This window comes from Dietzia sp. KRD202 (assembly GCF_017168155.1).
Taxonomy (GTDB): domain Bacteria; phylum Actinomycetota; class Actinomycetes; order Mycobacteriales; family Mycobacteriaceae; genus Dietzia; species Dietzia kunjamensis.
Genome location: NZ_JABFAN010000016.1, coordinates 269,274 through 280,486 on the forward strand (window position 1 = coordinate 269,274; position 11,213 = coordinate 280,486).

The window sequence follows — 11,213 nt, forward strand, 5'->3', positions numbered from 1 at the left end:
CGGCCGTCCAACTGGACCCGGACCTGGCGATGGCGGTGCTCGGCACCGCCGACGCCAACCTCCGCGCACTCGAGGACCTGCTCGACGCGGACCTGCACGTGCGGGGTGGCACCATGACCATCTCGGGCGATCCGCCCCATGTGGACCGTGCCTCCCGGGTCGTGTCCGACCTGCTGCGGCAGGCCCGCAGGGGAGTGGAGATCACCCCCGCCTCGGTGCGCCGCTCGGTGGAGATCCTCGCCGACTCGGGGCCGCTCACGCCCGAGGAGGTGCTCGGCACCGACGTCCTGTCCCGCCGCGGCGGCATGATCCGGCCCAAGACCCTCGGCCAGAAGCGGTATGTCGACGCCATCGACGACCACACGATCGTGTTCGGACTGGGCCCCGCCGGCACCGGCAAGACCTACCTCGCCATGGCCAAGGCCGTCGCCGCGCTGCGCGCCAAGGAGGTCAGCCGCATCATCCTCACCCGGCCCGCGGTCGAGGCCGGTGAACGCCTCGGCTACCTGCCCGGCACCCTGCACGAGAAGATCGACCCGTACCTGCGGCCGCTGTACGACTCGCTGCACGACATGATGGACCCCGAGGCCATCCCGAAGCTCATGGCGGCCGGGGTGATCGAGGTGGCGCCGCTGGCGTACATGCGCGGGCGGACGCTCAACGACTCGTTCATCATCCTCGACGAGGCGCAGAACACCACGCCCGAGCAGATGAAGATGTTCCTCACGAGGCTCGGCTTCGGCTCGAAGATCGTCGTGACCGGGGACATCACGCAGATCGACCTCCCCGGCGGGCAGCGCTCGGGCCTGAAGGTCGTCCGCGACATCCTCACCGGGGTCGACGACATCCACTTCTCCGAACTCACCTCCCGCGACGTCATCCGCCACGCGCTGGTCGGGCGGATCGTCGACGCCTACGCCAAGCACGAAGCGCGTCTCGAACGAGGCGAGCGACCCACCATCCACAAGAACAGGGAGCAGCGCCGCCGATGAGCATCGAGGTCGCCAACGAGTCGGGCGTGGAGGTCGACGAGGCAGAACTCATCGACGTGGCCGCGTTCGTGATCGCCCGGATGGACGTCCACCCGGCCGCCGAACTGTCGATCACCCTCGTCGACAAGGACACGATGGCCGATCTCCACGTGACGTGGATGAACCTGCCCGGCCCCACCGACGTCATGAGCTTCCCCATGGACGAGCTCACGCCCGGAGGCCGCCCCGACCTGCCCGAACCCGGACCGGCGATGCTCGGCGACATCGTCCTGTGCCCGGCGTTCGCCGCCGACCAGGCCGCCAGCTCCGGCCATCCCCTCGCGCACGAGCTCGCGCTGCTCACCGTCCACGGGTGCCTGCACCTGCTGGGGTACGACCACGCGGAGCCCGCCGAGGAGCGGGAGATGTTCGGCCTCCAGAACGAACTGCTGGGCGAGTGGTACGACCACCGAGACGAGTCCCCGAGAGTGGACGCCTGAGACGTGGACACCACCATCCTCACGGCCATCGCGGCCGTGGTGCTCATCCCCGTCGCCGGACTGTTCGCCGCCCTCGACGCCGCCCTGAGCACGGTCTCGGTGGCCCGCGTCGAGGAGATGGCCAAGGAGAACCGTCACGGCGCGACGCGGCTGTCGAAGATGCTCGCCACCCGGCCGCGGTACATCAACGTCACCGTCCTGCTCCACATGCTGAGCGTGGTGGCCGCGGCGGTGTTGTTCACCGTCGTGTTCAACGACCTCATCGACTCCACGGGCTGGGCGCTGGCCGTCGCCGTCGTGGTGACCACCGTCGCCGCCTACATCGTGGCCGGGGTCGGACCCCGCACCCTCGGCCGACAACACGCCTACTCCCTCGCCCTGGGCGCCGCGACCCCGGTGACCTGGACCGGGTTCGTCCTGGGCCCCGTCGCCACCCTGCTCGTCGGCCTGGGCAACGCCGTCACCCCCGGCGGCGGTTTCCGCAACGGTCCCTTCGCCTCCGAGATCGAGCTGCTCGAGATCGTCGACATGGCCCGCGAACGCGGGGTCGTGGCCGACGACGAATCCCGAATGATCCAGTCGGTGTTCGAACTCGGCGACACCACCGCGCGCGAGGTGATGACCCCACGCACCGAGATGGTGTGGATCGAGTCGGACAAGACGGTCGGCCAGGCCGCGCGACTCACCGTGAAGTCCGGGTACTCGCGTATCCCGGTGGTCGACGGGGACAACTCCGACGACGTGGTGGGCGTCGTCTACCTGCGCGACATCGTCGCCCGGCTCGACGACCCGGACGGGCGCGCCGCCCCGGTGGCCGACGTGATGCGCCCCGCGGTGTTCGTGCCCGACGCCAAGCGGATCGACGACCTGCTGGCCGAGATGCAGCGGGACCACAACCACCTGGCGATCCTCGTAGACGAGTACGGCGGTACCGCCGGGCTGGTCTCCATCGAGGACATCCTCGAGGAGATCGTCGGGGAGATCGTCGACGAGTACGACACCACCGAGGTGCCGCCCGTCGAGAACCTCGGCGACGGGCGCTACCGCCTGTCCGCCCGGCTCGGACTGGACGAGGTGGCCGAGCTGTTCGACGTCGAGTTCGCCGACGAGGTGACCGAGGAGGTCGAGACCCTGGGCGGGCTCCTCGCCCTGGAGCTCGGGCGCGTCCCGCTTCCCGGCGCGCACGTCGTGTCCACCGGACTCGACCTGCACGCCGAGGGCGGCCACGACCGGCGCGGACGGGTCAAGGTGGTCACCGTGGTGGCCGAGCGGACCGAGAAGAACGACGACAACGACGACGACCCCCAGCGCGAGGACAACCGATGAGCACTCCCGAGAACTTCCGTAGCGGGTTCGTCAGCTTCGTGGGCCGACCCAACACGGGCAAGTCCACGCTGACCAACGCGCTCGTGGGGGAGAAGATCGCCATCACCTCCTCGCGGCCGCAGACCACCCGGCACGCGATCCGCGGGATCGTGCACCGGCCGGACGCCCAGATCATCCTGGTCGACACCCCCGGACTGCACCGCCCCCGCACCCTGCTCGGCGAGCGGCTCAACGCGCTGGTCGAGGACACCTACTCCGACGTCGACCTCATCGGCCTGTGCATCCCCGCCGGGGAGCGCATCGGCCCCGGGGACCGCTGGATCCTCGAGCAGGTCCGCAAGCTGTGCCCCACCACGCCGGTGCTCGGGCTGGTGACCAAGATCGACACCGTCTCCAAGAAGAAGGTCATGGAGCAGCTCGTGGCCGTATCGAAGTTCCTCGGACCGGACTCGGAGGTCGTCCCGGTGTCGGCCGCGTCCGGGGAGCAGGTCGACGTGGTGGCCGATGTCATCGCCACCCTGCTGCCCGAGGGGCCGCAGTTCTACCCCGACGACATCATCACCGAGGAGTCCGACGAGAGCCGCATGGCCGAGCTCATCCGCGAGGCGGCCCTCGAGGGCGTCCGCGACGAGCTGCCCCACTCGATCGCCGTGTCGATCGAGGAGATCCTGCCGCACGAGGGCCGCGACGACATGGTCGACGTCCACGCCACCGTGTACGTGGAACGGCAGAGCCAGAAGTCGATCGTCCTGGGCAAGGGCGGCTCGCGGATGCGCGAGGTCGGCACCACCGCCCGCGCCGGCATCGAGAAGCTGCTCGGCACCAAGGTCTACCTCGACCTGCACGTCAAGGTCCTCAAGGAGTGGCAGCGCGACCCCAAGATGCTTGGACGCCTGGGCTTCTAGCCTCTCCACGGCTCTTGACCCGTGGGACACTGGACACCTGAGCGCGCACGCACCCGCGTGCGCGCCCGCCCGGACATCGCCCCGGAAGGAGGCCCAGATGCATCCCTTCACCGACACGGGCCTCGTCGTGCGCACCTACGACCTCGGTGAGGCCGACCGGATCGTCACCCTGCTGACCGAGCGGCACGGGCTCGTCCGCGCCGTCGCCCGGGCCGTGCGCCGCACCCGGTCCCGGATGGGCGCGAGCCTCGAGCCGTTCGCGGTGGTGGAGGTGCAGATCGCCCCGGGCCGTGGTCGCAGTGGACTCGGGACCGTCCGCCAGGCCAGCAGCCGCGAGTCCCTTGCTCGTCCGCTGGTGGCGGACTACCCGGCGTACACCTCCGGGTGCGTGGTCCTGGAGACCGCCGAGCGTCTCGCGGGCGAGGAGGGGGCGCCCACCCCGCGGCTGCTCGGCCTCGCCGTGAACGCGCTGCGCTCCCTGGCCGAGCACCGTCGCGAGCCGGGCCTGGTGGCCGACGCGTTCCTCCTGCGCGCCATGTCCGCCTCCGGCTGGGAGCCCGTCCTGGACTGCTGCGTGCGCTGCGGCGTGGTGGGCCCGCACCGGGCCTTCCACGTCGCGTCCGGCGGGACCGTGTGCGTGCACTGCCGCCCGCAGGGATGCGCGATGCTCTCACCCGGCGTCGCCGAGCACCTGTCCGCGCTGCTGGCGGGGGAGTGGGACGCCGTCGGGGTGTCCTCGCCCGCCGTCGTGCGCCAGGCCTCCGGCATCGCCGCCGCCCACCTGCAGTGGCATCTCGAACGAGACCTGCGCAGTCTGCCCCTGGTCGACCGCGGCACGGTCGGCCCCGTCGATCCAGCAGAGGAGTCCCGTGCCCGGACTACCCAGATTTCGTAAGCGTCCCGCCCGTCAGGCGAGCGTGGTCCGGCCCCCCACCCCGCACCCGTCGGGTGCCCGCCCGCCGGCCATCCCGGCCGAGTTCGTGCCCCGCCACGTCGCGCTGGTCATGGACGGCAACGGTCGCTGGGCACAGGAGCGCGGTCTGCCCCGCACCGAGGGGCACAAGCGCGGCGAGGCCGTGCTCATGGACGTCGTGCAGGGCTGCATCGAGATGGGCATCCCGTACCTGTCCGCCTACGCCTTCTCGACCGAGAACTGGAAGCGCAGTCCCGAGGAGGTCCGGTTCCTCATGGGCTTCAACCGGGACGTCCTGCGCCGCCGCCGGGACGAGATGCACTCGCTGGGCGTGCGGGTCCGGTGGGCGGGGCAGCGACCCCGGCTGTGGCGGTCGGTGATCTCGGAACTCGAGGAGGCCGAGGAGCTCACCCGTGACAACACGGTCATGACCCTGGCCATGTGCGTGAACTACGGGGGCCGCGCCGAGATCGTCGACGCCGCCCGCGACTTCGCCCGCCGCGTGGCCGCCGGCGAACTCTCGCCCGATGACCTCACGGAGGAGAACTTCTCCCAGTTCCTCGACGAGCCGGACATGCCGGACGTCGACCTGTTCCTGCGGCCGTCCGGAGAGCTGCGCACGTCCAACTTCATGCTGTGGCAGGCCGCCTACGCCGAGTTCGTCTTCCAGGACACGCTGTTCCCGGACTTCGACCGCCGCGACCTGTGGGCGGCGTGCCTGGAGTACGCCGAGCGCGACCGGCGCTTCGGCGGCGTCACCAGCCCCTGACTCGCGGGCGCCCGGTCAGTCAGCCTGGCCAGCCGCGCCCGGTCAGTCAACCTGGCCCGCCTGGCCCGCCGCGCACTCCGCGCACAGGCCGAACAGCTCGATGGTGTGGCTGACGTCGGTGAACCCGTGTGCCCGGCCCGCGCGATGGGCCCACACCTCGACCCCCGGCTCCTCGACCTCCACGGTGAACCCGCAGACGCGGCACACCAGGTGATGGTGGTGCGAGTCGGAGCACTTCCGGAAGATCAGTTCCCCGGAGTCGGTCCGCAGCACGTCGACGGCCTCCGCGTCGGCCATCGACTGCAGGGTCCGGTACACGGTGGTCAGCCCGATCGTGTCCCCGCGCTCGCGGAGTTCGGCGTGCAGGTCCTGGGCGGAACGGAAGCCCTTGGACTCGTCGAGCAGAGCGGAGATCGCGCTGCGTTGGCGAGTCGACCGCACGCCGATCGGCTTGTCCGGTGTCGTCATGGATCTACTGCTCCCCGGCGTGCCCGACGGCCGCCTCGACGATGTCGAGCAGATGCTCGTCCAATAGTTCGTAGCGCATCTCCCGACCCTGCCGGTGGGAGGAGACCACGCCGGAGGACTTGAGGATGCGCAGGTGCTGACTGACCAGCGGCTGGGTGACGCCGAGTGCGTCGACCAACTCGTGCACGCACCGGGGACCGTCCCGGAGCTGCAGCACGATCGCGATACGCAGCGGGGCGGACAGGGCCCGGAGCAGTTCCCCTGCTGCGGACACCACCTGCTCGGGCGGCAGGGGGACCGGGGAGGCCCGGTGGTCGGCGTCGTGGACGTCCGTGACCGGGTCGGATCCGGTCGATCGGGGTCCGCTGTGCATCGTCTCCACCTTCCGGGCTCGCTCCCGGGCTCGGTCGCCGCCGTCGTCGTATCGGGTAGGGGACCCCAGTATCCCAGACCCGGGGGGCCGACCGGATACCCTGGTGAAAGTGCCCGGGCGCCGGCCCGCGCCGAGGTGGTCCACCCGACGCCTCCGCCAACCGACTCACCAAGGGAGAACCCCCGACGTGGCAGCCTCAGCTTCCGTCATCGACACCGTCGTCAACCTCTGCAAGCGCCGAGGACTGGTGTACCAATGTGGCGAGATCTACGGCGGTACGCGCTCGGCGTGGGACTACGGCCCCCTGGGTGTGGAGCTCAAGGACAACATCAAGAAGCAGTGGTGGCGTACCTTCGTCACCGGCCGGGACGACGTGGTGGGCCTGGACTCGTCGATCATCCTGCCCCGCCAGGTGTGGCAGGCCTCCGGCCACGTCGAGACGTTCACCGACCCCCTGGTCGAGTGCAGGTCCTGCCACACCCGGCTGCGTCAGGACCATCTCCAGGAGGCGTACGCCGCCAAAAAGAAGCTGGACCACCCGTCCGAGGCCCCGATGTCGGAGATCGCCTGCCCCAACTGCGGGAACAAGGGCCAGTGGACCGAGCCCCAGCTGTTCTCGGGCCTGATGAAGACCTTCCTCGGCCCCGTGGACAACGAGACCGGCCTGCACTACCTGCGTCCGGAGACCGCGCAGGGCATCTTCATCAACTACAAGAACGTCATGACCACCGCGCGTCGCAAGCCGCCGTTCGGTATCGGCCAGATCGGCAAGGCGTTCCGCAACGAGATCACCCCCGGCAACTTCATCTTCCGCACCCGCGAGTTCGAGCAGATGGAGATCGAGTACTTCGTCAAGCCCGACGAGGCGGACGAGCACTTCACGACGTGGGTCGAGGACTGCTGGGACTGGTTCGTGGACCTGGGGATCGACCCGCAGAACCTGCGTCGCTTCGACGTCCCGGAGGACGAGCGCGCCCACTACTCGGCGGGCACGATCGACTTCGAGTACAAGTTCGGGTTCTCCGGCAACGAGTGGGGCGAGCTCATGGGGATCGCCAACCGCACGGACTACGACCTCACGCAGCACCAGACCCACTCCGGTGAGGACCTGCAGTACTTCGACCAGGCCTCGGGCGAGAAGTACATCCCCTACGTCATCGAGCCGAGCTTCGGCCTGACCCGCTCGCTCATGGCGTTCCTCGTGGACGCCTACACGGAGGACGAGGCCCCCAACGCCAAGGGCGGGGTGGACACCCGGACGGTGCTCAAGCTCGACCGCCGGCTCGCGCCGGTCAAGGCCGCGGTGCTGCCGCTGTCGCGCAACGCGGACCTGTCGCCCAAGGCCCGTGACCTGGCGGCCCAGCTGCGCAAGAACTGGAACGTCGACTTCGACGACGCCCAGGCCATCGGCCGCCGCTACCGCCGCCACGACGAGATCGGCACCCCGTTCTGCATCACGGTCGACTTCGACACCCTCGAAGATCAGGCCGTGACCATCCGTGAGCGCGACACCATGGCGCAGGAGCGCGTGGCGATCGACCAGGTCGAGGGGTACCTCGCCCAGCGCCTGATCGGGTGCTGACGGACTCCCCTGGCACACTGGTCGGGTGAGAAGAACAACCCGGTCCCCGCTCCGTGCGGTGTCCAGGGCCGTCGGCTGGCTCCTGGCCATCGCACTGCTGTTGTGCCTGGTCATACCCGGATTCATCTCGTTCCGGGTGTGGTCCGTGGCGCGTGTCGACGATCGATCTCCGGCCGACGCGATCGTGGTGCTGGGCGCGGCGCAGTACAACGGCATCCCCACCCCCGTGTTCCAGGCCCGGCTGGAGCACGCGGCCCTGCTCTTCGAGGAGGGTGTCGCGCCGCAGGTCATCACGGTCGGTGGTAGCCAGCCGGGTGACCTCTACACGGAGGCCGGGTCGGGTCGGGCTTATCTGACCCGCCTCGGCGTGCCCCCGGAGGTGATCCTGGCGGTGGAGACCGGGACCAACACCGAGGGCAGTCTGGACGCCGTGGCCCAGACCGTGCGCGACCAGGGCGGGCAGTCGGTGGTGCTGGTCAGCGACCCCACGCACTCGTATCGCTCGCGCATGATGGCGCGGGATGCGGGGCTGGACGCGTGGACCTCGCCGACCCGCCACGGGCCGGCAGTGTGGACCCGGGAGAACCAGATCATGGGGATCATCCGGGAGACGGGCGCGGTGCTCTGGTACCAGTACCACCGGCTCGCCGGGAGCAGTGTGGATTTCCCGGACTGAACCGCCGGGGCGGGTCGCGCGAGCCGATGCGGCCGGCCGCAGGGATGACGGGGCGGTGACGCCCGGAGGAGAAGTGGATGACGGGATACGCGTACGACGCCGCGGACGCCGAGCGCCGGGTTGACGAGGGTTCCGGCCGCGCCCGCGGGAAGGCGAGCGAACGCAGCCCGTTCGACCGGGACCGCGCCCGCGTCCTGCACTCGGCCGCATTGCGCCGACTCGCCGACAAGACCCAGGTGGTCGGCCCCGGGGACGGCGACACCCCGCGGACCCGCCTCACCCATTCGCTCGAGGTCGCCCAGATCTCCCGCAGTATCGCGGCCGGGCTGGGGTGCGACCCGGACCTGGCGGACCTGGCGGGCCTGAGCCACGACATCGGGCACCCGCCCTACGGCCACAACGGCGAGCGGGCGTTGGACGAGGTCGCGCGCGGGTTCGGCGGCTACGAGGGCAACGCGCAGACTGTGCGGATCCTGTCGCGGCTCGAGCCCAAGGTCGTCGACGCCTCCGGCCGTGGAGTCGGGTTGAACCTCACCCGCGCCGCGCTGGACGCCGCCACCAAGTACCCGTGGCTGCCGAGGGAGGGGACGCGGAAGTTCGGCGCCTACACCGATGACGCGGACACTCTCGCGTGGATCCGGCAGGGCGCTCCCGGGGACACCCGGTGCCTCGAGGCCCAGATCATGGACTTCTCCGACGACGTCGCGTACTCGGTCCACGATGTCGAGGACGCGATCGTCGCCGGCCGGCTGGACCTGCGCTCGCTGTCCGACCGGTCGGAGGTCGCGGCGCTCGCGGAACTGGGCGCGGAGGAGTTCCGCGGTCCGGACGCCGATCAGCTGGAGCAGGCCGCCGGGCGTCTCGGTGCGCTCGAGGTGGTCCGCGCCGTGCAGCCGTTCTCCGAGAGCTTCACCGGGTTCGTGGCGCTCAAGGCCCTGACCAGTGAGCTGGTGGGCCGGTTCGTCATGCCCGCCATCCACGCCACCCGCGAGGTGCACGGGGCCAGGCCGCACGGCCGCTACAGCGCGGGTCTCGAGGTGCCGGTGGAAGTCGAGGCCGAGGTGGTGATGCTCAAGACGATGGCGGTGCGCTACGTCATGAGCGACCCCGGCCACCGCTTGAGGCAGGACCGCCAGCGGGACCGGATCCATCGGGTGGCGGAGTTCCTCGCCCAGTCCGCGCCCGCGGGCCTCGACCCGGTCCTCCGCCCGCTGTGGGATTCGGCGCCGGACGACGCCGCGCGGATGCGGGTGATCGTCGACCAGATCGCCCTGTACACCGAGAGCCGGCTCGAGCGGGTCGACCGGGCGAGCGCCGGCATCCAGGCCGCCTGGGGCTGAGCCGCCCGCCCCCACCCCCGCGCGCGACGTCGTGCGCCCGGCCCCCGTCAGCCGACCGCGCGCACGACGTCGCCGACCAGCCGGTCCACGCCCACCGCGTCGAGGGTCGAGCCGGGGGAGAAGCCGGTGCGGACCACCACGAGGTCGGCCGAGGGGACCACCACGACGTACTGCCCGTCGTGCCCGGAGGCCCAGAACGCGTCGGTCGGCAGCTCCGCGAACCGGAGCGGGGTCCCGTCACCGGCCGTGTTGAGCCACCACTGGGCGCCGTACGGTTCGGGCTCGCCGCCTGCCGGGACCCCGGTCGTCGCGTAGTCCATCCATCCCGCGGGCAGCAGCCGCTGTCCGTCCACCTCGCCGTCGTCGAGCACGAACTGACCGAACCGCGCCCAGTCGCGCGGGCTCGCCCACAGGTACGAACTACACACCGATCCGCCGGAGGCGTCGGCCTCGAGGACAGCGCTGCGCATCCCGAGCGGGCGGAAGAGCAGTTCCTCGGCCATCTCCGGCCCCAGCCCGGTGCGTTCGTGCAGCAGGTCGCAGACGATGTTGCTCGTGCCGGACGAGTACTGGCGGAACTCGCCGGGGGCGTGGGCGGCCGGCTGTGAGGCGGCGAAGGCGGCCATGTCGGGTTCGAGGAAGAGCATCCGGGTGATGGGCGTGCCGAGGTCGTACTCCTCGTCCCACTCGAGGCCGGAGGTCATGCGCAGCAGGTGGTCGAGGGAGATCTGCGACCGCGCGTCGGTCCATTCGGGGCGCAGGCCGGTGGTGGCGGGGTCGAGGTCGGCGTCGGGGAACTCGACCTGCGCGCGCCCCACCAGGGTGGCGGCGACGCTCTTGGCCATGGACCAGCCGAGCTGGCGGGTGTCGGGGCCGAAACCGTCGGCGTACCGCTCGCCGAGGATCTCGCCGCGATGGACGACGACGAGGCCCCGCGTCCCCTCCTGCGCAGCGGCCTCATCGAGCGCCGACGAGACCTCGTCCGGGGCGTCGGTCGCCTCTGCCAGGCGGATGCCCTGAGGGCCATCTCCGCGCAGCGGCGGGGGCGGCTCGGTGCCCTGCGATCCCGCCGCGCGGTCACCGAGGGCGCAGCCGTGCTCGGAGACGTGGGCGGTCTGCCGGAACCCCACCCCCAGCACCGAGGCGGTCGCGGTCCCGGCCTCCTCGTCGACCGACGTCCGCATGACGGGGACCAACGGATTGGGCGGGAGGTCGGTCTCGTAGTCCTCGCGGCCCACGAGGTAGTGCAGGGCGCAGGCGTTGTGGGCGGCGTAGCCGGTGCCGGTGAGCAGCATCGGCCGGTACCAGGCGCCCACCGCGACCACGGCCGCGACGAGGAGCGTGACCACCGCGACCACCGCGATGAGAACTTTCCGACGACGTGTCATGG

12 protein-coding genes are annotated in these 11,213 nt (G+C 70.9%); 9 read left to right on the forward strand and 3 right to left on the reverse strand.

Features of this window, described 5'->3' with window-relative positions; translation table 11 throughout:
• Positions 1 to 11 precede the first annotated feature (11 nt).
• The 6 genes from J1M64_RS11920 (at position 12) to J1M64_RS11945 (ending at position 5,384) form a co-directional block, all read left to right on the forward strand.
• Entirely contained in the window at positions 12 to 992 is a 981-nt protein-coding gene (locus J1M64_RS11920) for a PhoH family protein (protein WP_069389267.1), read from the forward strand.
• Positions 989 to 1,471, forward strand: coding sequence for an rRNA maturation RNase YbeY (gene ybeY / locus J1M64_RS11925; RefSeq protein WP_007626431.1), 483 nt, complete (start codon positions 989 to 991; stop codon positions 1,469 to 1,471). Before J1M64_RS11920 ends, ybeY begins: the two co-directional genes overlap by 4 nt.
• A 3-nt stretch (positions 1,472 to 1,474) precedes the next feature.
• Entirely contained in the window at positions 1,475 to 2,797 is a 1,323-nt protein-coding gene (locus J1M64_RS11930) for a hemolysin family protein (RefSeq protein ID WP_206474270.1), read from the forward strand.
• Positions 2,794 to 3,702, forward strand: a complete 909-nt coding sequence (gene era, locus J1M64_RS11935; protein ID WP_069389266.1) for a GTPase Era — start codon at positions 2,794 to 2,796, stop codon at positions 3,700 to 3,702. Before J1M64_RS11930 ends, era begins: the two co-directional genes overlap by 4 nt.
• Positions 3,703 to 3,799: 97 nt before the next feature.
• On the forward strand, positions 3,800 to 4,597 hold the full coding sequence (gene recO, locus J1M64_RS11940) for a DNA repair protein RecO (RefSeq protein WP_206474271.1): 798 nt from the start codon (positions 3,800 to 3,802) through the stop codon (positions 4,595 to 4,597).
• A complete protein-coding gene (locus J1M64_RS11945) occupies positions 4,572 to 5,384 on the forward strand; it encodes an isoprenyl transferase (RefSeq protein ID WP_206474272.1) in 813 nt (270 codons plus the stop codon). Before recO ends, J1M64_RS11945 begins: the two co-directional genes overlap by 26 nt.
• Before the next feature lie 42 nt (positions 5,385 to 5,426).
• Here the strand turns inward: J1M64_RS11945 and J1M64_RS11950 are convergent, their stop codons facing one another.
• On the reverse strand, positions 5,427 to 5,852 hold the full coding sequence (locus J1M64_RS11950; protein ID WP_206474273.1) for a Fur family transcriptional regulator: 426 nt from the start codon (positions 5,850 to 5,852) through the stop codon (positions 5,427 to 5,429).
• A gap of 4 nt (positions 5,853 to 5,856) precedes the next feature.
• Complete coding sequence (locus J1M64_RS11955) at positions 5,857 to 6,225, reverse strand: helix-turn-helix transcriptional regulator (RefSeq protein WP_154830419.1); 369 nt, start codon at positions 6,223 to 6,225, stop codon at positions 5,857 to 5,859.
• Positions 6,226 to 6,412: 187 nt separating this feature from the next.
• Between J1M64_RS11955 and J1M64_RS11960 the strand changes: the two genes are divergently transcribed.
• From J1M64_RS11960 to J1M64_RS11970, 3 genes are all read left to right on the forward strand, one after another.
• Positions 6,413 to 7,807, forward strand: a complete 1,395-nt coding sequence (locus J1M64_RS11960) for a glycine--tRNA ligase (RefSeq protein WP_206474274.1) — start codon at positions 6,413 to 6,415, stop codon at positions 7,805 to 7,807.
• A 58-nt stretch (positions 7,808 to 7,865) separates the two neighbouring features.
• Positions 7,866 to 8,483 (forward strand): YdcF family protein, encoded by a 618-nt coding sequence (locus J1M64_RS11965; protein ID WP_096905743.1) that lies wholly within the window; start codon positions 7,866 to 7,868, stop codon positions 8,481 to 8,483.
• Between the two features lie 77 nt (positions 8,484 to 8,560).
• The gene (locus tag J1M64_RS11970; protein ID WP_069388957.1) at positions 8,561 to 9,823 is read left to right on the forward strand and encodes a deoxyguanosinetriphosphate triphosphohydrolase; all 1,263 of its coding nucleotides are present in this window, start codon (positions 8,561 to 8,563) and stop codon (positions 9,821 to 9,823) included.
• Between the two features lie 47 nt (positions 9,824 to 9,870).
• On the opposite strand, the gene J1M64_RS11975 is transcribed toward J1M64_RS11970, so the two are convergent.
• Entirely contained in the window at positions 9,871 to 11,211 is a 1,341-nt protein-coding gene (locus J1M64_RS11975; protein ID WP_206474275.1) for a serine hydrolase, read from the reverse strand.
• Positions 11,212 to 11,213 lie beyond the last annotated feature (2 nt).

What these genes read in the sequence shown, in the direction of transcription:
- ybeY (WP_007626431.1), top strand. Translation starts at nt 989, where the DNA reads ATGAGCATCGAGGTCGCCAACGAGTCGGGCGTGGAGGTCGACGAGGCA.
- era (WP_069389266.1), top strand. Translation starts at nt 2,794, where the DNA reads ATGAGCACTCCCGAGAACTTCCGTAGCGGGTTCGTCAGCTTCGTGGGC.
- recO (WP_206474271.1), top strand. Translation starts at nt 3,800, where the DNA reads ATGCATCCCTTCACCGACACGGGCCTCGTCGTGCGCACCTACGACCTC.
- J1M64_RS11950 (WP_206474273.1), bottom strand. Translation starts at nt 5,852, where the DNA reads ATGACGACACCGGACAAGCCGATCGGCGTGCGGTCGACTCGCCAACGC.
- J1M64_RS11955 (WP_154830419.1), bottom strand. Translation starts at nt 6,225, where the DNA reads ATGCACAGCGGACCCCGATCGACCGGATCCGACCCGGTCACGGACGTC.
- J1M64_RS11970 (WP_069388957.1), top strand. Translation starts at nt 8,561, where the DNA reads ATGACGGGATACGCGTACGACGCCGCGGACGCCGAGCGCCGGGTTGAC.
- J1M64_RS11975 (WP_206474275.1), bottom strand. Translation starts at nt 11,211, where the DNA reads ATGACACGTCGTCGGAAAGTTCTCATCGCGGTGGTCGCGGTGGTCACG.